The 24,045-nt window shown below is 33.5% G+C and carries 20 protein-coding genes; 12 read left to right on the top strand and 8 right to left on the bottom strand.

Annotated elements, in window-relative coordinates; all coding sequences use genetic code 11:
• Window positions 1-60 precede the first annotated feature (60 nt).
• The gene (locus tag Q1B37_RS21680) at window positions 61-489 is read right to left on the bottom strand and encodes a cytochrome c oxidase assembly factor Coa1 family protein (protein WP_299902459.1); all 429 of its coding nucleotides are present in this window, start codon (window positions 487-489) and stop codon (window positions 61-63) included.
• Window positions 490-647: 158 nt separating this feature from the next.
• Between Q1B37_RS21680 and Q1B37_RS21675 the strand changes: the two genes are divergently transcribed.
• Both Q1B37_RS21675 and Q1B37_RS21670 read left to right on the top strand, forming a co-directional pair.
• Window positions 648-4,064, top strand: a complete 3,417-nt coding sequence (locus Q1B37_RS21675) for a hypothetical protein (protein WP_299902456.1) — start codon at window positions 648-650, stop codon at window positions 4,062-4,064.
• 48 nt (window positions 4,065-4,112) lie between these two features.
• Complete coding sequence (locus Q1B37_RS21670) at window positions 4,113-4,481, top strand: hypothetical protein (protein WP_299604865.1); 369 nt, start codon at window positions 4,113-4,115, stop codon at window positions 4,479-4,481.
• Here Q1B37_RS21670 and Q1B37_RS21665 read toward each other — a convergent pair.
• The 3 genes from Q1B37_RS21665 to Q1B37_RS21655 all read right to left on the bottom strand — a co-directional run bounded on the left by Q1B37_RS21665 (window position 4,478) and on the right by Q1B37_RS21655 (window position 10,333).
• Window positions 4,478-7,462: a GEVED domain-containing protein gene (locus tag Q1B37_RS21665; protein WP_299902453.1), complete on the bottom strand. Its 2,985-nt coding sequence runs from the start codon at window positions 7,460-7,462 to the stop codon at window positions 4,478-4,480. The genes Q1B37_RS21670 and Q1B37_RS21665 overlap by 4 nt on opposite strands.
• Before the next feature lie 314 nt (window positions 7,463-7,776).
• A complete protein-coding gene (locus Q1B37_RS21660; protein WP_299902450.1) occupies window positions 7,777-9,312 on the bottom strand; it encodes a glycine--tRNA ligase in 1,536 nt (511 codons plus the stop codon).
• A gap of 139 nt (window positions 9,313-9,451) precedes the next feature.
• On the bottom strand, window positions 9,452-10,333 hold the full coding sequence (locus tag Q1B37_RS21655; protein ID WP_299604856.1) for a hypothetical protein: 882 nt from the start codon (window positions 10,331-10,333) through the stop codon (window positions 9,452-9,454).
• A gap of 78 nt (window positions 10,334-10,411) precedes the next feature.
• Between Q1B37_RS21655 and Q1B37_RS21650 the strand changes: the two genes are divergently transcribed.
• Window positions 10,412-11,092 (top strand): ComF family protein, encoded by a 681-nt coding sequence (locus tag Q1B37_RS21650; RefSeq protein WP_299902447.1) that lies wholly within the window; start codon window positions 10,412-10,414, stop codon window positions 11,090-11,092.
• A 58-nt stretch (window positions 11,093-11,150) separates the two neighbouring features.
• The gene (locus Q1B37_RS21645) at window positions 11,151-12,764 is read left to right on the top strand and encodes an Ig-like domain-containing protein (RefSeq protein ID WP_299902444.1); all 1,614 of its coding nucleotides are present in this window, start codon (window positions 11,151-11,153) and stop codon (window positions 12,762-12,764) included.
• On the opposite strand, the gene Q1B37_RS21640 is transcribed toward Q1B37_RS21645, so the two are convergent.
• Entirely contained in the window at window positions 12,739-13,539 is an 801-nt protein-coding gene (locus Q1B37_RS21640) for an amidohydrolase (RefSeq protein WP_299902441.1), read from the bottom strand. The two genes, Q1B37_RS21645 and Q1B37_RS21640, sit on opposite strands and share 26 nt — an antisense overlap.
• A gap of 45 nt (window positions 13,540-13,584) precedes the next feature.
• A complete protein-coding gene (locus tag Q1B37_RS21635; protein WP_299902438.1) occupies window positions 13,585-14,046 on the bottom strand; it encodes a hypothetical protein in 462 nt (153 codons plus the stop codon).
• Window positions 14,047-14,266: 220 nt separating this feature from the next.
• Here Q1B37_RS21635 and ileS point away from each other — a divergent pair, with 220 nt between their 5' ends.
• The 8 genes from ileS to Q1B37_RS21595 all read left to right on the top strand — a co-directional run bounded on the left by ileS (window position 14,267) and on the right by Q1B37_RS21595 (window position 22,438).
• A complete protein-coding gene (gene ileS, locus Q1B37_RS21630; protein WP_299902435.1) occupies window positions 14,267-17,671 on the top strand; it encodes an isoleucine--tRNA ligase in 3,405 nt (1,134 codons plus the stop codon).
• Window positions 17,672-17,675: 4 nt separating this feature from the next.
• Window positions 17,676-18,059 carry a TraR/DksA C4-type zinc finger protein gene (locus Q1B37_RS21625; protein ID WP_299604843.1) on the top strand — a complete coding sequence of 128 codons (384 nt, stop codon included), beginning with the start codon at window positions 17,676-17,678 and terminating at the stop codon, window positions 18,057-18,059.
• Between the two features lie 123 nt (window positions 18,060-18,182).
• The gene (locus Q1B37_RS21620) at window positions 18,183-18,716 is read left to right on the top strand and encodes an RNA polymerase sigma factor (protein WP_299902432.1); all 534 of its coding nucleotides are present in this window, start codon (window positions 18,183-18,185) and stop codon (window positions 18,714-18,716) included.
• Window positions 18,717-18,726: 10 nt separating this feature from the next.
• Complete coding sequence (locus tag Q1B37_RS21615; RefSeq protein ID WP_299902429.1) at window positions 18,727-19,518, top strand: HEAT repeat domain-containing protein; 792 nt, start codon at window positions 18,727-18,729, stop codon at window positions 19,516-19,518.
• A gap of 32 nt (window positions 19,519-19,550) precedes the next feature.
• A complete protein-coding gene (locus tag Q1B37_RS21610) occupies window positions 19,551-20,309 on the top strand; it encodes a DUF4097 family beta strand repeat-containing protein (RefSeq protein WP_299604837.1) in 759 nt (252 codons plus the stop codon).
• Between the two features lie 33 nt (window positions 20,310-20,342).
• Window positions 20,343-21,044, top strand: a complete 702-nt coding sequence (locus Q1B37_RS21605) for a DUF4097 family beta strand repeat-containing protein (RefSeq protein ID WP_299902425.1) — start codon at window positions 20,343-20,345, stop codon at window positions 21,042-21,044.
• A 118-nt stretch (window positions 21,045-21,162) separates the two neighbouring features.
• A complete protein-coding gene (locus Q1B37_RS21600; protein WP_299902422.1) occupies window positions 21,163-21,783 on the top strand; it encodes a hypothetical protein in 621 nt (206 codons plus the stop codon).
• Between the two features lie 43 nt (window positions 21,784-21,826).
• On the top strand, window positions 21,827-22,438 hold the full coding sequence (locus Q1B37_RS21595) for a lipoprotein signal peptidase (protein ID WP_299902419.1): 612 nt from the start codon (window positions 21,827-21,829) through the stop codon (window positions 22,436-22,438).
• Between the two features lie 42 nt (window positions 22,439-22,480).
• On the opposite strand, the gene Q1B37_RS21590 is transcribed toward Q1B37_RS21595, so the two are convergent.
• Both Q1B37_RS21590 and Q1B37_RS21585 read right to left on the bottom strand, forming a co-directional pair.
• Entirely contained in the window at window positions 22,481-23,053 is a 573-nt protein-coding gene (locus Q1B37_RS21590) for a 5-formyltetrahydrofolate cyclo-ligase (RefSeq protein WP_299902416.1), read from the bottom strand.
• Window positions 23,054-23,058: 5 nt separating this feature from the next.
• Window positions 23,059-24,039, bottom strand: coding sequence for a succinylglutamate desuccinylase/aspartoacylase family protein (locus Q1B37_RS21585; protein WP_299902413.1), 981 nt, complete (start codon window positions 24,037-24,039; stop codon window positions 23,059-23,061).
• Between the last annotated feature and the right edge of the window lie 6 nt (window positions 24,040-24,045).

The following is a 24,045-nucleotide window of genomic DNA, read 5'->3' as shown; positions in this document are numbered from 1 at the left end:
TTACTAAAATATTTTAAAATTCTTTCTTATGATAATTATATCCAAACAAAATAGATAACACTATTCATTCCCCAAGACTTCAATTATTTTTTTGGGTTTTTTAGTTCGTACTCGTACTAATTCATAATGCCAAGTATTATTCCATTTATTGGCGATAATATCTAATTTCCCTTTTTGCTTAGAACCTTTGATTCCGACAGTCATAACAGCCTTATTCTTTTCCTCATACCGAACTTCACCTTCCAGCAATTCAAAAACACTAATAGGCTTTACTTCGCCTAAGAGTGCTATCACACGCTGATCATCTTCCACCATTTCGAAAGCAGTCGTATATACCGTCGGATCTACCATTGCTTTTGTAAAATCGCCTATTGGCTTACCAAGCAGTACCAACATTGTAAGTACAAATCCACTTATCAATGCGAAAAAACCTAGAATCCAACTTCTACTTTTGCGCCACCAACTTTTATTGTCTAAATAATCCGTCATAAATTTTTGCTTAAATAAATGCGAAATCACAAAACATACCACTATATTTATCGTTATCGCTATTATAAAAACCTATCCAATCAATAATTGTTGCACAAATCATAGTAATTTAAGGGCTTGGAGTGCCTCTGTTTCTGAAAAACTTTAGTTTTGTATCGATGCGTATTTTTACGGTTTTAGGTTTTTTATTACTTCTTAGTACCTATACTATATACGGGCAGGATATTTCTGGAAATTTCAGAAGTAAAAAAGTACCCGTTACCGATACCATACGCATTGATTCTGTGAGCATCAATCCTTTTAAATTTAAATTGCTTTCAAAACAAGGGAATGCTATAGACAGTACTTTTTACAAGGTGAATTTTGAAAATGCGTCTGTAATTTTATCTCCAGAGATTCAAGCACAAAATGATTCGATTACATTACAATATTATCGTTATCCCGATTTTCTAACCAAAAAGTATTTTGAGTTTGATCCATCTCTAATTGTAAAGGAAAATGGGAATCTACAAAAGCTATACAGCTTATCCGAAGCTAATAACAAAAAAGAATTCACTCCTTTTGATGGGCTTACCACTAATGGTAGTATCTCTAGAGGTGTTACCGTAGGCAGCAACCAAAATACGGTATTAAACTCTGAACTAGATTTACAAATCTCAGGCAAGATTAGTGATAACATTTCGCTTAGAGCTTCTATTCAGGATGCCAATGTGCCAGTACAACAAAGTGGATATTCGCAAAATCTAGATGAATTTGATCAAGTATTTATTGAACTCTACAGTAAAAACTGGAATGTAAGAGCAGGCGATGTACAACTACAAAACAATACTAGTTATTTTAACAGATTTACCAAAAATGTGCAAGGTATATCCATTAACGGAACTTTGAACCATCTAGAATCAAACACGAATTTATTCGCATCTGGAGCATTGGTCAGAGGTGTTTTTACCCGTAGTCAATTTACTGGACAAGAAGGTAATCAAGGTCCATATAAATTAACAGGTCCTAACGGTGAACTATTTATTCTTATTGTATCTGGTAGCGAGCGCGTATATGTAAATGGTTTATTACTAGAACGGGGAGAGAACAAAGACTATATTATCGATTATAATGCAGGAGAAGTACGTTTTAATCCAACTTATCCCATTACTTCGGATATGCGGATATCTATAGAATACCAAACTACAGAACGAAATTATTCTAGAATAATAGTCTATGGTGGCGGAGAACACACAAGTGACAAACTAAAAATTGGTGCTTTTGTATATTCTGAAAATGATGCAAAAAATCAACCTTTACAACAAAACTTAAGTGATCCTCAAAAAGAAATTCTATCCAACGCTGGTGATGATCCTACTCAAATGATATCTCCATCAGCTGTACCTGATATTTTTAGTGAAAACAAAATCCTTTATAGAAGAGAAACAATCAATGGACAAGAAGTATTTATATTTTCAAATAATCCAGAAGATGAATTATTTAATGTACGTTTTTCGTTGGTAGGTGACAATCAAGGAGACTATATCGTTGGTGATGTAAATACAATAAGTCGAATTTTTGAATATGCACCACCTGTTAATGGTATTCCGCAAGGTAATTATGCACCTGTTGTACAACTTGTAGCGCCTACCAAACTACAAACTGCTGTGGTACAAGGTTCTTATGTACCAACAAAAAAAACAGCAGTATCATTTGAAATTTCTGGTAGTAAAAATGACCTCAACTTATTTTCGGATATTGATGATGATAATAATGATGGCGTAGCTGGAAGACTGCAGATACAACAAAATATTTTCTCCAGAGATAGTAGCTGGACCATGAATGCTTTTGCTAATGGTGATTACATCCAGAAAGAATTTAAAAGCATTGAAAGAATCTATAATGTAGAGTTTAATAGAGATTGGAACTTGAACAATCCTCTTGGGGATCAACAATTTTTTACCGCTGGTTTAGAACTACTACATCCCCAAAAAGGATACACAAGATACTCTTTTCAACACCTAAATTTTTCCGAAAATTATAACGGAAACAGGCATCTTTTGAATTCTGAACTACGAATTAACAAATTAGGTATTGGAGTGTTTTCAAGTTTGTTAAATAGTAAAAATGAGACTTTAGACTCACGCTTCTTTAGAATGTACAGCAACATTACCTATAGCTTTCCCAAAAACTGGATAGGTGCTAAAATGGCTACTGAAGAGAACAAAGAAATTAATGTCGGAGATCAGACATTTACCCTAAATACCCAACGATTTAAATCCTACGAAATATATAGTGGAGTAGGTGATAGCACCAAAATTTATGCAGAAATAGGATATCGACATCGTATAAATGACAGTGTAAGAAACAATAGACTGGACAAAGTGAGCACCTCTAACACCTACTTTTTAAAGTCCAACTTATTGAACACAAAAAACACGCAACTTTCGTTATTTGTTAATTACAGAACCTTAGATAATGAAGATCAAAATCGACAAGATGAGCAGTCGCTAAACTCTCGATTGCTGTATAATCAGCGATTTTTTGGAAGTAAAATCAATTGGAACACTGTTTTAGAAACCAATAGCGGAACATTACCACAGCAGGAATTTACTTATATCCAAGTAGATCCTGGACAAGGAACTCATACCTGGAATGATTATAATAGTAACGGTGTGCAAGAACTAGAAGAATTCGAAATTGCTCAGTTTACAGATGAAGCTATCTACCTTAGGGTTTTACTACCTAATCAGGTTTTTGTAAAAACGCATCAAAATCGACTTAGTCAGATTATTACTCTAAACCCTCTTTCCTGGTCAGGATCTGAAAATAAAACTAAAAAACTATTATCTCATTTCTACAATCAAACTTCTTATATCGTAGATCGTAAAAATTTGAGAGATAATAATTCCTTTGACATCAATCCATTCCGTAAGGATGAGAATGAGCTGGCACTAAATTTAAGTTTTAGAAATACATTATTTTTTAATCGTGGAAAACAACGCTATACCACATCGTACACATTTCTGTCCTCCACAAACACAAACTTACAGGTAACTGGACTTCAGGAAAATAGTATCGATAGCCATCAACTAACATTTGCTCATAAAATGGCCAAAACATGGCTTTTTGACCTAAAAAATGAACTGATCACAACAGAAAGTATTTCAGAAAACTTTACCAATAGAAACTATGTCTTAGAAGGTTATAAGATTGAACCTAAACTTTCTTATTTGCTATCACCGCAAACACAGTTAAGTATATTTTATTTGTTAAATGATCAGGAAAACATATCTGGAGAAGAAATACTGACTCAACAAAAACTAGGAGTTTCTTTTATGTATGCCAATAAACAACAGATATCGATAAGTGGAGAATTTAACTATTTCAAAAATGATTTTACTGGAAATGCATTTTCTCCAGTAGGTTATCAATTGCTAAGTGGTTTACAGCCTGGAGATAATTACACCTGGTCTCTTTTAGCCCAAAAAAAACTAACCAAATATTTAGATCTAAACGTCTCTTATTTAGGAAGAAATAGTGAAAATAATGATACCATTCATACAGGAAGTATTCAACTAAGAGCCTATTTCTAATATTTTTCTCATCTTTACAAATACAAATCTCTTAATTCTTTAATTACCATGAAAAATGCCTTAAAAATTTGCCTGTTTATTCTTCTCATTTCTTTTTATAGCTGCATTACTACTAAAGCTGCAGACGGAAAAGATGGCCAGAATGGAAAAGAAAGTACTCAAAACATCAGTGCAACAGATATGCTAGAAAAAGGACTTAAAAAAGCAACCTTAAAGACTTCTAAATCGAAAGATTGTCCATATATACTTACGGTAGATGATGCTAAAGATCAATTAGATCCTATAAATCTTTTAGACTTTTTTGAAAACGAGGTTCCAGAAAAAGTATGGGTAAAGTATGGTAATTTAAGAATGCGAAACAGATGTATAGAAGCTAGACCTGTAACCATCATAGAAATTAGTAAGCGTACAGATTAGTTTACTGAGAATTTTGCAGACTTTCCAGTTTTACCACTTCCTAATCTAACAAAATAAATACCTGTGCTGGCAAAAGACATATCTAACAAATAGGTAAATCTGCTATTAGCATCTTTATCTACAAAATTAGAAACAATTGTTTTACCTGTAATACTGTAAATACTCAACCTAAGTCTATCATCTGCATTACTATCGCTCATAGTAATCAAAAACTGGTTATTCGGTTGGCTCAAAACTGTAAGGTCTGAATTTGGATTGGTATTTTCTCCAATTTCTACAGTATAATCATGCGTAGTTCCAAATTGCATTGATCCACAAGGCTCGTTAAGCCTTGCTCCATTGTTTGTATTAGTATCACCAGCTCTTACTCTTAAAATATGTGTGCCCAACGGAGCATCACTTGGCAAGGAGAAAAGAAATGTTTGATCCACATTCTCTTGAGATATTACTTCATTACTTATGATTAACTCTTCATCTTCAAAAACTGCATCATCATCCAGATCTATCCACAAAGAAAGCTGTTCTGCATCACCTTCAGCAAAACCAGCCTGAACTGTAAGCGAATAAACACCTAAAGATCTATCTAGATTAATTACCAGATCTGTAAAATCTTCATAACCGTTACCACATTGAATGTCTCTATTTGAAATATTAGAAAGTACAAAGGAAGATAATCCATCTCCAAATCTCAAACAATCGGATGTTGGCGCACAAAGTTGATGTACAACCACTCTGGAAATAACATCATTAGCTGTATCTTGGTCAGAAGTTAACGAAGTACCTATCTGAAAGTTATAACTGTCAAAAGCTGATAAATCGGCTGTAGCAGTAAAAGTATATTCTGCAGACTCTCCAACAGGTATAGATCCAGTAAAAGTTTCGCTAATCACATCTCCTCCGTCTATAGCATAAAATACTGGAATATTAGATTGAACAGAACCTCCATAATTTCTAATGAGTATGGTAATTGTTTCAGCCGAAGAAATTCCACCTCCAGAAACAGGTGATACTAAACTAATCACTCCAACATCATTAAGAAATAAATTATTAGCTTCTCTATTTGCACAATTATTTTCTGGAGTTATATCCCCAACTAAATTAGTCTCCGCTTCAATAGTAGAAACTGTTCCGCTAGTTAGATCTGCGGTAGTATTAAATGTAAACGATGCGGTTTGTCCTGGAGAGATAGTTCCTGTAAAAATTTCATTTACTGAAGCTCCTCCGTTTATAGAATAGCTAACAGGAATATTACTTTGGGTAGTAGTCCCGAAATTCTTAAGGGTTACTGTAATTGTCTCAGAAGTGGTAAACGTTGCATCTTCTGGAGCGTCAATGCGAATAACTCCTACATCATTACTAACATTTTCAGCAATTTTAAATACCCCTACAATATTTCTCGCATTATTACCAGAATTCTCAAAATATTCAGCAATATGCCAAAAAGTTTGATCATCTCTTGGGTCTACTGTTATCTGAGCATAATCCCCGTAACGATTTCGAGTCGTTTGATCTACATCTGTACCAACAGCGATAGTTTCTTCTACAAACGTCATGGTTCCTAAAGGATCATCTGCTAATCGTCCAGTATACCTTATTGAAGCAAAACTATCCTGATTTGCCCCATCTGCAACTGTACCCATAGTAGTATATCCCATTCCTATATTACCAAAGACATCCATTGCCATACTACCACACCATGCGCTTTTACCATCTGGTGAAGTATATGTTCCTTCCTGATAAACAGACCATGATTGACCATCTCCATTTTGTCGAAGTTCATACCATCTTATAGCGGAAATATTATCAGAATTTTGCCGGGTATCTATGTCTACAGGAAAATTAAGTACCACCGAATTATAATCACAAAATCTTCTATAATTGGTGGCATACATTACTGTTCCTTGTAAAACATCTATGTCTTGACCACCAGTTCCAGGTTGAGGTAAATTCGCAAAAGAACCTCCATCAAAAGTAGAATCAAAAGGGGTAATATTTCCATTACTAACTGTTAATTCTTCTGCCTCTGTAATTGTTGACAGGTCAGGATTCACCCAATCCACATTGATGGTCCACAATTTTAAGGCATCTTCACTCACTCCCTCCCAATCATCATCCTGAAAATAAATTATTTTAGCATCCCCTTCTGGCGGTAAAGTATTTCCTATCGCATTAAAAGACGCTGGACTATAAAAACCACCTATTCTTGCTCCTGGTAATGGAAAACCAATCATTTGTGCAGTATTAGCTCCAGCAAGCATTTGCTCTCTATCAATAACAAAAACAACTTCACTTGTCATTTGTTGTCCTTGATCTTTATTGGCTGTTACATAATAACCGTCTGACCAAATAGAGAATTTTGTATAATCTGGAAAACTACCTGTATTAAATCTATATGTAAACCATCCATCATTCACTGGATCAGAACCTCTACAGACAGCCACTAAAAACCCGTTCGGAGTATCGCTAAATTGCGTAATCACAAATCTATCTGCAAAACTATCATAAAAAACGATGGGATCTCCTAAGGTTTCACCTGGAAAAATATTAGCCAATGAAGTTGATGGCACGAGCACATTCCCATTTCTATCATGAATAGCAAATGCCGAGTTCTTGGCGCTTACGAAGTGATTAGGTCCTATCGCACCCGATGGGTCCGAGGGTGAAACTGTACTAGAATTAGTCTCAAATACTAAAGAAGGTGTTTTACTATTTCTAAAAGCTCCTGCTCTCTTTTGTTGAGCAATTAACGCATCCTGTTGTCTTGGTAAACCTTTGCCAGGCACTATTTTATTAGCATCTGTTCTTTTTGGATTTACTTCACCCTCTCTAGGCTCTTCAGGTATTAATTTTTTACCTATTAAAGGACCCACCTCTTTCATATAGCTGGAAGAAGTAACCAAGGTCGCATTACTGGTTTTTTTATTTTGAGTAAAACCAGCTATACAATACAACATAAAAGAAAAGAAAAGAATCCTTTTCATAGCTTAATCAGAGAGTTTTAAGATGAGTTTGTTTTCGATTTCTGGTCTAAAATACAATTAAACTTCAAAAAATGGTAAAAACTAAGCACTTAATCTATCATTTCTACAGAAAACAAAGGAGATTTCTTACAAATGAAATCTCCTTATACTATAGTGTAACGTTAAATTGATAAAATTATTTAAATAATCCTATCAAGTTAGTTCTAAATAATAAACAAGCTTGTTTAATAAAACCCTACTAAGAAACTACTACATTTTGATACGCATAAAAAAACCACCGTTTCTAGGTGGTTTTATATATTTACAATTCAGTTTTATTTCAACCAATTTTCTGCATCTACTTTTTCTGAAATAATAGACTTTAATTCAGAGATAGTAACTCGTTTTTGTTCCATGGTATCTCTATCTCTTATGGTAACCGTTTGATCAGTTAGCGTATCGTGATCTACCGTAATACAGATTGGAGTTCCTGCAGCATCTTGTCTTCTATAACGTCTTCCAATTGCATCTTTCTCATCGTAAGCTACATTGAATTTCCATTTTAGATCTTCTACAATCTTTTCGGCTACTTCCGGCAAACCATCCTTTTTCACTAATGGTAATATCGCTGCTTTTACAGGTGCTACAACCGCAGGAAGTTTTAATACTACTCTACTAGAACCATCTTCTAATACCTCATCCTGTAAAGCCGTAGAAAATACCGCTAAGAACATTCGATCCAATCCTACTGATGTTTCTACTACATAAGGAACATAGCTTTCTTTTAATTCTGGATCAAAGAATTGAAGTTTCTTACCAGAATATTCTTCATGCGCTTTAAGATCAAAATCTGTTCTAGAATGAATCCCTTCTAATTCTTTAAATCCGAAAGGAAAATTAAATTCTATATCCGCAGCAGCATTCGCATAATGTGCTAATTTATCGTGATCATGAAAACGATAGTTTTCTTTCCCTAATCCTAATGATAAATGCCAGTTCAAACGGGTTTCTTTCCAGTATTCATACCACTTCATTTCTTCTCCTGGTCTTACAAAAAATTGCATCTCCATTTGTTCAAACTCACGCATCCTGAAAATAAACTGTCTCGCTACGATTTCGTTTCTAAATGCTTTACCCGTTTGTGCAATACCAAAAGGTATTTTCATTCTACCTGTTTTCTGAACATTAAGAAAGTTCACAAAGATTCCCTGAGCCGTCTCTGGTCTCAAATACAAATCAGTAGCTGATTCTGCTGAAGCACCCAGTTTTGTGCCAAACATCAAATTAAACTGTCTAACGTCTGTCCAATTTTTAGAGCCTGTTTCTGGATCAGCGATACCCAGTTCTTCAATTAATGCTTTTACATCAGCTAAATCTTCATTCTCCAAAGATTTCGCCATTCGTTGAAGTACTCTTTTTTGTTCTGAAAGATATTTTACAACTCTTGGATTTGTAGTAACAAATTGCTCTTCATCAAAATCATCTCCAAAACGCTTTTTCGCTTTTGCGATTTCTTTTTGAGCTTTCTGATATTGTTTTTCAGCATAGTCTTCCAACAATACATCTGCTCTATATCTTTTTTTAGAGTCTTTGTTATCAATTAATGGATCATTAAACGCATCTACATGGCCTGATGCTTTCCAAGTAGTAGGGTGCATAAATATTGCTGCATCTAAACCGACAATATTTTGATGCATATAAACCATACTTTTCCACCAATATTCTCTAATATTTTTCTTCAGTTCAGCCCCATTTTGTCCGTAATCATATACAGCACTCAATCCATCATAGATTTCACTAGAACCAAAAATATACCCATACTCCTTGGCATGGGCTATTACCTTCTTAAATTTATCTTCTTGATTTGCCATGGCGCAAAAATAATTGAATTTACCACAATTGAAAACGAAATTATTCAATTAATGTGCTTACAAAGTAATTTCTCACAAAAACATAAAAAAACCACCATATTACTCAAAATATGGTGGTTATATATGCAATAAGAACTATTTACTTTAATTCAAATTGAGTGTTAGAAATCATTCTTGGTCCAGAGAATAAATTCACTACATAATTTCCTTTCATCAACTCTCCTTCTTCAGCATCCACTAATACACAAACGTCTAGCGCATCATTCTCATAGAACACTTTATTACGACCACTATAGGTTAATACAGCATCATCAAAGTTTACTGAAATTTTATCTCCAATAAGATTGTTTTCAGGATTAATTACCTGAACGAATAATTCTTTATCACCTTTTTCTGTTAACTTGTTAGGTGATAATGTAAAACATACTCTCACTTTTTCTGCTCTACTAGATCTAGAAGTTGTAACTATTTTACCGCTATTACGAACTCTTACTCCTTCTGCTTTAATACCAGAAGCTTGTAATGCAGAACCTCTTTCTACGATTTCAGCAAGTTTACTATTCTGATTTGCAAGAGAATCTGAGAATACGATTCTTTCAGAAAGTGCTGTAGAAGTACTATCAAGATCTGTTGCTAGCTGAGCATTTGCAGTCGTTAAACTATCCGCTAATTTGAATAATCTTTCACGCTCTTTCTTCAACTTACTAACTTCTCTTCTGTAACGTGCGATTAATGCAACATTAGCTTCATAATCTTTTAAGCTATCTAATAAAACAACAACACGTTGTTTTTCTTTTAATAAATGATCGTCCATCACTTCATTAAGAGCAATAGCATTATCATACTTTGTTATTAATTCTCCTAATTCGCTTTCAATTAAATCTTTTTCTTGTTGCAAAATTGCTTTTTCTCTCTTTTCTTCGTTGTAAAACTTATACGTGAAGATCCCCAGAATTAATAAAAGAGCTCCCAGAACACCGATTAGTATCTTAAGGGTCAAGTTATTGTTTTGAGTTGTCATAATAAATTTCTAATTTTTGATGGTTACGTTATATAGTAAATTTAGTTAAATATAATAATTAATGTTAATTCACCTAATATGTTAAGCGACTTAGCTTATTTATTTTTCCCTATATATTGTGCTGCTTGCGACAGTCCATTATATAAAAACGAAAAGGTCTTATGTTCCTCTTGCAGACACAAGCTTCCGTTGGGTAATTTCCATAAGGTTAACGCTAAAAAGATCGAAAAAGTATTTTATGGGCGTGCTAAAATAGAAAATGCGACCTCTTTGTTCGTGTTTGAAAAAGATAGTTTGGTGCAAAATCTTATGCATAATTTAAAGTATCGAGGACAACAAGAAATTGGAAAAGAGCTAGGGATATGGCTAGGCCAAGAACTACTGCAATCAGATGCATATCAGAATATTAACGCAATCATACCAGTGCCTTTACATCCTAAAAGATTACGAGAGCGAGGTTATAATCAGGTGGAGAAATTTGGAAGAGAAATTGCCACCCAATTACAGGCGGATTATATCGATTTTGTTTTGAAAAAAAATTCTTACAACGAGAAACAATCAAAGAAAAATCGTTTTTCTCGTTGGTCAAATACTTCTGAAACATTCGCAATCGAAAATGAGTCTCTATTAATAGATAAACATATATTAATTGTAGACGATATTGTAACTACAGGAGCAACACTAGAAGCATGTATTCAAGTTTTGAAATCCATACCAGGTATTAAAATAAGTATTGCCACTATGGCGATCACCGTATAGATTTTTTGTTTGTTATAAATAGTCGTTTCTTTGTGTCTTTAAAAATCGTAACGGAGCTATGTATAAAAGATCCTATACAGTACTATTTACTATTTTCTCTTTATTATTAATTATCAGTTGTGCAAAAAAAGGTACAATAACTGGTGGTGAAAAAGATGAAATTCCTCCAAAATTTGTGAAAGCTACTCCTCCTAATTATTCTACAAATTTTAATAGAAAAGAAATTCGAATTTATTTTGATGAATATGTGAAGCTAGAAGACGCTCAAAAACAGATTATTATATCTCCACCGATGGATCCTAAACCCGAAATTACTCCATTAGGTGCTGCCAATAAATACATCAAGATTAAATTTTTAGACACTTTATTAGAAAATACAACATACAGTATAAATTTTGGACAAAGTATTGTAGACAATAATGAAGGAAATCCTAATCCTTTTTTTAGATACGTTTTTTCTACGGGAGATTCATTAGATTCACTAAGAATACAAGGTGTAGTGGCAGACGCTCTTGAAAAAAAGCCAGATCCGTTTATAAGCGTTGCCTTATATGAAATCAATGAAAATTATTCTGACTCTCTTGTTTTTAATGAAGTACCAAGATATGTTACCAGCACTTTAGACAGTATAAATTTTGACCTAGACAATTTAAAAGAAGGGAAATATAAACTTATTGCTCTAAAAGACGCTTCTTCTAATTATACCTATCAACCAAAGCAAGATAAAATTGGTTTTTACGAAGAAATAGTAACACTACCAGAAGACACCGCAAAGGTATTTACCATCAATTTATTTAAAGAAGTCTTGGATTTTAAAGCACTTAAACCAAAACAGCTTTCTAAAAACTCTTTCGTTTTTGGATATGAAGGGGAATTAGATTCAATGAAAATAAAGTTACTTAGTAATACTCCAGAAAACTTTGAAACTCGCATCTTTCCGGATAGAGAAAAAGACACCTTACATTATTGGTTTAGACCTTTCTTTGAAGCAGATTCTTTAATTTTTGAAGTTGCTAACAGTAAAAATTTTAGAGATACGTTAGTTGCCAGGTTCAAAGACCAGTATAAAGATTCTATCAAATTAAGTAGTAATGCTAAAGGAAGTTTGGCATTTGATGAAGATTTTACACTTTATTCTAATACACCACTGGAGAAAATTGATGACAAGCTTATTAAGTTAGTAGATAAAGACACACTAGAAGTTCCATTTTCTGTTGCGTTAAATACAACTAAGAATGAAGCTAAATTTACTTTTGAAAGAACTGAAAGTAATGCATACAAACTAGAGTTGTTACCAGAAGCAGTGACCGATTTTATTGGAAATGTGAATGATAGTATTAGTATTAATTTTAGAACCAAAAAATTAGCAGACTACGGCACCATCTTTTTTACTTTAGAGAATGTAAAACAATATCCTGTTATCATCCAAGCTACTGACGAAAAAGGAAAGTTTATTGATGAAAAAATTGTCACAAAACAAGAAACTGCTGTTTTTGATAATCTCGATCCAGGAAAATACAATTTACGTGTAATCCTTGATAATAATAAAAACGGGAAATGGGATACTGGTAATTTCCTAAAAGGCCTACAAGCAGAAAAAGTAATCTACTTCCCAGAAGTCCTAGAAGTTCGGGCTAACTGGGAACTCAAACAAACTTTTGTTTTGGAATAATTCTAAAAGGATCTGCATCCTGCAAGAAAGGTAGTTTTTTACGAGTTTTTTCGATATGCTCTTTATCTAAGGTTGCATATAAAACAACTTCTTTTTCTACAGGATTTTCTTCTAAAACAGAATTACCGAGCACGTCATATACCGCAGAATGGCCATTGTACTCATAGCCTTTTCCATCTAGACCGACACGATTTACACCCACACAATAGGACATATTTTCAATAGCTCTGGCTTGCAAAAGGACATCCCACGCATTTATACGAGGTTTGGGCCAACTAGCTACATACAAAAGTAAATCATATTCAACCGTGTTTCTTGCCCATACAGGAAATCGAAGATCATAGCAAATCTGAGGTTTAATTTTCCAATTTTTATATACAACTATAACCTCTTCATTACCAGCCGTAAACACTTCGTCTTCTTTGGCCAAAGTGAATAATTGATGTTTATCATACTTCTGAATAGTTCCATTGGATTCCACAAACAAAAAACGATTGTAATAAGCACTATTATCTTTTATAATGATACTACCCGCTATTGCACAGTCTTTTTCTTTAGCTAGTTCCTGAAGCCACTTTATCGTTTCTCCATGCATAGTTTCTGCAACTTCAGCAGCATTCATTGTAAAACCTGTGGTAAACATCTCCGGAAGGATAATTAGATCTGTTTTGGGTTTCACGGCTTTGATTTTTTGTTCAAATACCGCTCTATTTTGGATTGGATTTTCCCATGCTAAATGAGATTGAATTAACGCAATTTGTAAAGTAGCACTCATAGCCTAAAGACAATTAAACTTAAAAAATATACAACATCAACTTCCTTACTCTTCTTCTTCATGTACCATTATCTCAAAATGGGCAGTCTTCTTTTTTGAAGAAACTGTAATCTTTTCGATTACCGATCTATCAATTTTGTGGATGTCTTGTTCTTCTATAATAAAATCTACTTGAGTAATACTCTTGTTAGAAACGTTAGAAAAATCAGATTCTATTTCCTGCATATCAGAAGCTAAATTTAATTCAAAATCCTTTCCTAAAATTAACAGTTCAGCTCCTTTCCAGGTTTTTATATGAAAACTTCCTATAATAATCGTTTTCACATAATAATACCCCGCCAATTCCACGATATCCATATAAATCTCATTCGATGAAGATTGTGCAAACTTGGTTCCGTTTACCTGTATAATTATATTTTCTGTATGGGTATCCACATGCAATTTCTCCATCGCTCTAATATTACCTAGAGCTGCCTGCACTTTCAGAATCGAACGTTTTAAACTCATAGTTGTGATTTATACTTCAAAAATAACTTTTCATATGAGAATAGATCATCTATCACAATTACTTTTTGCTTTCATGATCAAAAAAGTGCAAAACAAAAGCTATTGTAGTTTTGATATCCGAAATTTCACCTAATAATAATACACAATATTTGAACGATTTACACTCGTCATTTTTCGAGAAAATCGTTATTTTCGCAGACTTAATAGAAAGAACGATCAAATGAGCACGAAGTTTCCTGAATATAAAGGACTTGACTTGCCAAAAGTGGCAGACGATATACTAGAATTCTGGCAGCAGAATAATATTTTTGAAAAGAGTATTTCCGAGCGTGAAGATGCGACTCCTTTTGTATTTTTTGAAGGACCTCCATCTGCAAATGGATTACCGGGAATTCATCACGTAATGGCACGTGCTATTAAGGATATTTTTTGTCGTTATAAAACACAAAAAGGTTTTCAGGTACAACGAAAAGCTGGATGGGATACGCATGGACTTCCTGTAGAATTGGGTGTAGAAAAAGAACTTGGAATTACTAAAGAAGATATTGGTAAAAAGATCACCGTAGAAGAATATAACGAAGCTTGTAAAAAAGCTGTAATGCGTTATACTGATATTTGGAATGATCTTACAGAGAAAATAGGGTATTGGGTAGACATGGAAGATCCTTATATCACTTACAAATCCAAATATATGGAAACGGTATGGTGGTTACTTTCTGAAATCTATAAGAAAGGATTACTTTATAAGGGATATACCATACAACCTTATTCCCCAAAAGCAGGAACAGGTTTAAGTTCTCACGAATTAAATCAACCTGGAACCTACCAGGATGTAACGGATACTACTGTAGTAGCTCAGTTTAAAGCTAAAAAAGAAACACTACCTTCATTTTTAACAGATATTGAAGAGGATATTTATTTCTTAGCCTGGACGACCACACCTTGGACATTACCGTCTAATACTGCATTAACAGTAGGGCCAAAAATTGACTATGTTTTAGTAAAAACATTCAATCAATATACATTTGAGCCAAGCCATGTGATCCTTGCCAAAAATCTGGTAGGAAAGCAGTTTAGTGGAAAGTTTGTTCTAGCAGAAAACCAAGAAGAAGTAAACAACTTTAAACAAGGAGATAAAAAAATCCCTTATTACATATTAAAGGAATTCAAAGGAACAGACCTTGTGGAAATCCGATATGAACAATTGTTGAATTACGCTCTTCCGTATAACAATCCTGAAAATGCTTTTAGAGTAATATCAGGTGATTTCGTAACTACCGAAGATGGTACGGGTATTGTACATACTGCACCAACATTTGGAGCAGATGATGCCTTAGTATCTAAACAAGCAACTCCAGAAATTCCACCTTTATTGGTAAAGGATGACAACGATAATTTAGTTCCTTTAGTTAATTTACAAGGTAAGTTTACCAAACATGTGGGTGAACTAGGTGGGAAATATGTAAAGAACGAATATTATAATGATGGAGAAGCTCCTGAAAAATCAGTAGATGTTGAAATTGCGATCAAATTAAAAACAGAAAATAAAGCATTTAAAGTAGAGAAGTATGTACATAGTTATCCAAACTGCTGGCGTACAGACAAACCTATTTTATATTATCCTTTAGATTCTTGGTTCATCAAAGTAACAGATTTTAAAGATCGCATGCATGAACTAAATCTGGGAATTAACTGGAAACCAAAAGCTACCGGAGAAGGACGTTTCGGAAACTGGTTAGCAAATGCAAACGATTGGAACTTATCCAGATCACGTTTTTGGGGTATTCCATTACCAATATGGAGAACAGAAGATCGCAAAGAAGAAATGGTGATAGGATCTGTTGAGGAATTAAAATCTGAGATGCAGAAAGCAGTAAATGCTGGTTTCATGACAGCAGATATCTTCGAAGATTTTGTTGTGGGTGATATGAGTGAAGAAAACTATGATAAAATAGATCTTCATAAAAATGTTGTAGACAAGATTGTTTTAGTTTCTCCTTCCGGAAAACCAATGAAACGCGAAAGCGATCTTATCGATGTGTGGTTTGATTCCGGTTCTATGCCCTATGCACAATGGCACTATCCTTTTGAGAATAAGGAAAAGGTAGAAGCTGGAGAGCGAAAAGCTGATTTCATTGCAGAAGGTGTGGATCAAACTCGTGGATGGTTCTATACACTACATGCAATAGGAACAATGATTTTTGATGATATCGCATACAAAAATGTTGTTTCTAATGGTTTAGTATTAGATAAAAATGGACAAAAAATGTCCAAAAGACTTGGTAATGCTGTTGATCCTTTCGAAACATTGAAAACCTATGGTCCAGATGCTACCAGATGGTATATGATTAGCAATGCAAATCCTTGGGATAATCTTAAATTTGATTCTGAAGGAATTGGTGAAGTGCGCAGAAAATTCTTCGGAACCCTATATAATACCTATTCGTTCTTTACACTGTACGCGAATATTGATAATTTCAATTATTCCGAACCAGAAATACCATTAGCAGATCGTCCGGAAATAGATCGCTGGATTTTAAGCGAATTGCATACACTAATCCAAAGTGTCGATGAATACTATAATGATTACGAACCTACAAAAGCAACAAGAGCTATTTCTGATTTTGTTCAGGAAAATTTAAGTAACTGGTTTGTACGTTTAAGTAGAAGGAGATATTGGAAAGGTGATTACGAACAAGATAAAATCTCAGCATATCAAACATTATACACTTGTATGCTAACAGTTGCAAAACTGGGAGCGCCAGTAGCACCATTTTTTATGGATCGTTTATATAAAGACCTTGTTGCTAATTGCGCACGAGAATCTTTTGAGAGTGTACATTTATCAAATTTCCCAACATTTGATGCTAGCTACGTAGACAAAGCTTTAGAACATAAAATGCAAAAGGCACAGTCTATCTGCTCTTTGGTTCTTTCGTTACGTCAGAAAGAAAAAATAAAAGTGCGTCAACCATTACAGCGAATTATGATTCCTGTTCTTAATGATGCAGATAAAGCCGAGATCAACGACATTGCAGGTTTGATTAAAAGTGAGGTAAATGTAAAGGAGATAGAGTTATTAGACGATGCTTCAGGGATATTAGTAAAACAAATTAAGCCAAATTTTAAAAATTTAGGCCCTCGTTTCGGCAAAGATATGAAGTTGATAGCCAGTAAGATACAGTCTTTTGATCAGGAAGCCATTAAAATTCTTGAACAAACTGGTAGTTTTGACTTAGAAATTAATGATAAAATTATTACTTTAGGTACCGATGATGTAGAAATCAGTTCCCAGGATATTGAGGGTTGGTTGGTTGCAAATTCTGGATCCCTTACCGTTGCTTTGGATATTACCATTACTCCAGAACTTAAAAAAGAAGGAATCGCAAGAGAGCTTGTAAACAGAATTCAAAATATCCGTAAGGATAGCGGATTAGAGGTGACTGATCGTATAGAAATTGTAATTAAGGAAAATAAATCTATACAAGAAGCCGTAGCGACCAATGAGACCTACATCAAGAATGAAACCTTAACCGATACAATTGAGTTTGCAACAGATGTAATAAATGGTACAGAAATTGCGTTTGACGACATTGCAACCCAATTGGTAATAAAAAAACAGTAATTGTATGGCAGAAGATGTAAAAGTAAGGTACAGTGACTCCGATCTAGCAATGTTTAAAGAAATCATTGTGGAAAAGATGGAGAAAGCTAAGAAAGATTTGGAATTACTTCGAAGCGCTTACAAGAATGATGGTAACAACGGTACAGATGATACCTCCCCAACATTCAAGGCTTTTGAAGAAGGAAGCGAGACTATGTCTAAAGAAGCAAATACGCAGTTGGCTATTAGACAAGAGAAATTTGTGCGTGATTTAAAAAACGCATTACTACGTATTGAAAACAAAACATATGGTATTTGTAGAGTAACAGGAAAGTTAATCAACCCAGAAAGATTAAAGCTTGTTCCGCATGCTACACTTAGTATCGAAGCTAAGAATATGCAGAAATAAATATCAAAATATTGTACATTTAAAATGCTTTCCAAATTGGAAAGCATTTTTTTTATGTCCTAATGTAACCTTTTTAAAAAAGACAGGTATTAATAATAGAAGCTAACCAAAAAGAGTAACATCTTGAAAAATTTAACTGATGAAGAATTAATGATTCTGGTATCTGAAGACAATTTAGATATGATGCGTATCCTGTTCGAACGATACCATATTAGAATCTTTAATTTTTTACTAAAAATGACGAACGATAGAGATGCCAGTCAGGATATTGCTCAAGAGGTTTTCTATAAAGCAATCAAATATAGAAAATCTTATAAGAAAGGAAAGTTTTCATCTTGGATTTACACGATCGCTAGAAATATTTTTTCTGATCATTATCAAAGTAAAAAGAATAAGGATCAACGATTGGATGAAATTGAATATAAAACAGAACAAGAAGGATCTAACGGAATCGAAAAAGACGAAATTAAAGAACAACTAAACCAGGCTTTAAAAAAATTAAATAAGAGTGATAGAGAATTAGTGATCATGAGTCGTTATCAAGGAATCAAATATCAGGAGATTGCAGAAATAACAGGTTCTACAACTGGAGCAGTAAAAACCAAAGTACATCGTGCGATTCATAAACTAAAAGATCATTACCTACAAAATATATAACACCATGGATATGGACTGTAAACAAATAGAAGAAAAGTTGATCGATTATATCGATAAGAATCTCGATCCAAAAGAGTATGATGCCATTACAGCACATCTTTCTTCTTGCCCTGACTGCCAAGAATCCCTAAATGAATTAGAACAAATTTTTAAGGGAATTGAAAATGAAAAAGAAGAAATACCTGATCAAAGCCTTAAAACTAGTTTTGAAGAAATGCTACTTACCGAAAAAGCTTTACTACAAGAGCCAAAAGTAGTTTCATTACATCAACCTTCTAAATCGAATTGGAAAGCAGTTATTCAGATTGCAGCTACAATTGCATTAATAGTTTCTGCATACTTCTTCGGAAAGCAGCAAAATCAGGAATCATTTTATGAGGAAATGGCAGTGTTGCAAAAAGAAAAAAAACAACTAAAACAAGAAGTTACTATATCACTGATCGAAAACGAATCTGCCAGTAAGCGTTTACAAGCTGTTAACTATGCTGAAGAATTCGAAAAACCTAGTAATGATATACTAAAAGCTTTAATAAATAAAATGTTTTATGACGATCATATCAATGTGCGACTGGCTGCAGCAGAAGCACTGGCTAAGTTCTCAGACTCAGAAATGGTTCGTAAATCATTTATAGACGCTTTGGATATTGAAAAAGATCCAGGCATGCAAATTGAATTAATTCAAATATTAGTTTCCATTCAGGAAAAACGCGCAGTTCCTTCTATGGAAAAGTTACTTCAAAATGAAGAAACACCCAGTTATGTAAAAGATCAAGTAACCATTGGTCTTCCTAATTTAATTTAAAATTTCAATCAAAAGACATTAAAAAAGAACAGATGAAACATATAGCAATCGCAATAGTACTTTTTATTACTATTGGACAATTAAAAGCACAAGAAAACTATACTCAATCTTTACAAGGAGTAAAAACAGCTGTTATTGGTTCGGCATCAGGTGTGATCATCAAATCACACGACAAAAACGAACTTATTATCGTTGGAGAGGGAAGAAAGATGCCAGAAAAAGCTAGAGGCTTAAAAGCTGTTTATGCAGGTGGAAGCGATAATACTGGATATGGAGTATATGTCCAAAAAGAAGGAGGTACCTTAGTGATCAGAAATCTTAAAAGTGCTTATACTGGTATTTTAGAAATCTTTCTTCCAAAAAGTATCAATATTAAAATAGAAAAAAGCAATCTTGGACGGATTGTAGCAGAAGGATTTTCTTCGGAAATAGAAGCTTTAACAAATGTAGGTAACATTACATTCAAAAATGTAACGGGTCCTATCGTAGCCAAAACGGCCACTGGAGAAATTAATATTGTATTTGACAAAGTGAGCCAAAGTTCTCCTATTTCATTAGTTTCTGCTACGGGTGCCATTGATGTTAGCCTTCCATCCAATACAGCAGCAAATTTGGAACTCAAAACAACTATGGGAGAAATTTTTACAGATTTCGATATAAAATTTCCAGTTCCAGAAAGCGATATGAAACTAGTTAGCGGTAAAAGAACAATAAAAACTGAACTTAACAATGGTGGTGTAGAAATTAGCCTTAGATCTTCCACCGGAAATATTTACCTAAGAAAACAATAAAGAGGTCAAACATCAATCAAAAAATCAATAATCATGAAAAATTTAGTAATCCTTATCGCATTTTGTTTCATAGCTATTCAAACAAATGCACAAAAAGTAATTGAAAAAGAAATAACAACGTCTTCTGATCAAATTCGTATAGAATTCAAGTTCGCTGATGATATCGTCATTAAAACTTGGGATAAAAGCAACGTATATGTAAAAGCAGAAGTAGACATTAACGATGGAGAGTTTAATGATTATTTCGAACTTACTATAGACAACTCCTCTTCTGTTTTAAATATCGAATCTAGTTATGGTGATTTATTCAAAAAATGGAATAAAAATAAAAAAGGTAATTGGGGACCTTGCAATAACTTAGAGATGGATGCCAACTATACTCTGTATATCCCAGAGAATATGAGTTTACGTGTTAAAAGCATCTCAGGAAGTGTAGCTTCTGAAAACTATAGAGGTGAGCTTGAAATAGATATCATTAGCGGAAATATAGATATCAAAAAGTATCAAGGAGATTTAACTCTTAAAACAATCAGTGGTACTATCGATGTGCACATTGCCAAGTCGAGACTTAGAGCAGAAACTGTTACAGGAATGATCTATTCAGATAAAGATTTAGAGTTTGATCAAGGAAAAAATCGAGTTGTAGGTAGTAAAGTAACCGGAACTTTTGGAGATATTAAAAGTGAATTGGAACTCAAAACTGTAAGTGGTGATATTTTTATACGAAAACAATAGTCGACCTTCTTTACAAAAACACTGATTGTAAGATACTTACAAAACAACACAGTAAAACATCAAAAATTAAAGTTTAGCAATACTGATTGCATCAAGAAAAAAGCTACCTTGGAAATGTATGAGGCGGCTTTTTTCTTTTTTTGTACTACAATTATTTTGGATAACAGGATTATCCCAATCCACCTTTGATAAAACAATTGATGTAACAGATATATCTGAAATCTTTATTGTCTTGGACAATACTTTTCAGATAGAAGTTATTAATACCTCCGAAAATAAAGTTATCGTTAGTGCCATTTCAGAAGGTGAATATCAAAACAATGTACTAATCAACGTAAAACGCACTCAGAACACCTTGTTTATAGAGGATGATATCCAACCATTTTCCGAAAAACATAATGATAAATTAAGCGCACATAAGGTGATAGCCCTAAAAGTTAAGATACAGTTGCCGAGTTATTTAGATACTACTATTACCTCAAAACTGGCGTCTTTAGACTTAAATGGTTCATTAAAATCATTATTTGTAGAACTAAGTTCTGGAGATTGTTTAATACAAAATTTTACAGGAAATGCTGTAATCAACACCTTGGCAGGAAATATCGAACTCCACACAAAAAATGCAAAGGTCAAAGCGGTAACAAAATCCGGTGTGATTTCCTCGGATAAAATTTCTGGAAAGCATCAAATTGAGCTAAAATCCATAACAGGAAATATAAGTGTCTACAAAACAAAATAAAACACTATTTTTGTCCGTCACTATTCCGAAATCAAAGAAATTTATGTCTTTAAAGAAATCTATTTTAGTCATTATCGTGGTTCTGCTAATTGATCAGATTTCCAAAATATATATCAAAACTAACTTTTCATTACATGAAGAAGTCCCTGTTTTTAGTTGGTTTCGAATTGTATTTGTAGAAAACAAGGGTATGGCTTGGGGGTTTGAACTTCCAGGTAATTATGGTAAGCTCGTACTTACTTTATTTAGATTAGTGGCAATTACTGGTATTGGATATTGGCTTTATGATTCCGTTCGTAAAAACAGTCCTAAAATTTTAACCTTTTGCATTGCCTTAATATTTGCCGGAGCATTTGGTAATATTATTGATTCTATATTTTACGGTATTATTTTTAACGAAAGTACTACCACACAAATAGCACAATTCATGCCCGAAGGTGGTGGTTATGAAAGTGTTTTTTATGGTAAAGTCGTAGATATGATACAATTTACGTTTTATGACGACATCCTACCTGAATGGATTCCTTTTTGGGGAGGAAAGCATTTTTCATTTTTCGATCCTGTTTTTAACATAGCAGATTCAGCAATTAGTATCGGTGTTTTCTTATTACTAGTCTTTAACAAGAAAGCTTTTCCTAAGAAAGAAGAAGCTTAAAATTCATTTTAGCTTCATTCCATCAATTAGGTATTAGCCTTCTCATTTTTTATTGAAGTCATAAATTTTTTGTGGTGTAACGCAAAAATCTAATGCTATGTCAGTTGGCAATACGTTTTCTATTAGTTCTTCAGCAGAAAAAAAAGAAAGCCCTATTTTGATAGTTTCAGGACTACATTTAGATAAAAACTTATCATAAAACCCTTTACCATAACCAACTCTATTTCCTAGCTGATCAAAAGCCAAAAGAGGTACAAAAACTACATCAATCTTAGATTCTGGAATAGGAATGCCATCTACCGGTTCTGGAATCCCCCAATCATTTACTTTTAGAACAGTATTATCCGTGAGCAACATATGCTCCAAACTATTATCCTTAAAACTACTTTTAGAAACCACAATATTCTTATCCTTTCCCTGAAGAATATGTAATATAAATTCTGTGTTAATTTCCTTCTGTTTTTGAATGGAAAGAAAAATATGGTAAAATGATTTTTCCCATATATCTAACTGTAGTAAATGATTCGAAATATCTAAACTAAGGTCATCTATCTGATCATTTTCTAACTTAGACCTCAGCGCTTTGTATTTTGCTCTCAATTCATTTTTACTCATCCTTTCTAAGAAGCTAATTGTGTCGTAATTCTAAAAATAGCATCTCCTTTATATACAATAGGAGCTTCATTCACATTAATAATATAACCCTGATTTGGAGCCTTTACCACATGTCTCATTTTACCATAAGGATCTGTGATTGTAGCAAGATGCTCTCCTTTTTCGACTAATTTCCCATAAGGTATTTTAATATGTAGTAATCCGCTATATTTTGCTCGCATCCAAGAACTTTTTTCTACAATAATTGTATCCTTTTTATCAGGGTCTGGCAGTTCTACAGAAGGTTTCAACATTTCTAAATGATTAAGTATTCTAATCACTCCTAAAACCCCTTCTTTGGCAATATCCCTATTACTATTTTGGGATTTCCCTCCTTCGAATAATAAAATATCAACTCCTTTTTTTGCACAAGTACCACGATACGATCCCTCCAAATTTTTGGATAATAGAGTAAAAGGAGCATTAAAGACTTTTGCTATGTCCATTAATCTTTTATTTTTTCCATCTACTCTTATATGGGGAGCGTTAAACCTACTGCCTCCACCAGTATGAAAATCCAAACAAAAATCTGCTACTGGTAAAATCTCGTTGACAAACTGATATGCAAAACGACTTGCCAAAGAACCATTCTTAGTACCAGGAAATACTCGATTAAGATCCCTTCCATCTGGAAAAAAACGATTCATACTTAAAAAACCAAAAACATTAAGCAGAGGAATACAAATAATAGTTCCTTTAACTGGTTTGTTGATTTTTTTAGAAATAATTTGTCTTACGATCTCTACACCATTAATTTCATCTCCGTGAATTCCTGCTGTAATCAAAACGGTAGGACCTGAATATTTGGAACGCTCTATTATTATCGGTATTTCTACTTTAGTAGATGTATAAAGTTTAGCTATATTAAAGTTAATTGTCTTACTAGTGCCTAGTGGAATATTTTCACCTAAGATGTTTAGCACATCTTTTTCTTTAATCTTTTTCATGTAATT

Source organism: uncultured Aquimarina sp. (assembly GCF_947492965.1).
Classification (GTDB): domain Bacteria; phylum Bacteroidota; class Bacteroidia; order Flavobacteriales; family Flavobacteriaceae; genus Aquimarina.
Note: the sequence above shows the minus strand (reverse complement) of the source record. Positions and strands in the feature narration are given on the sequence as shown.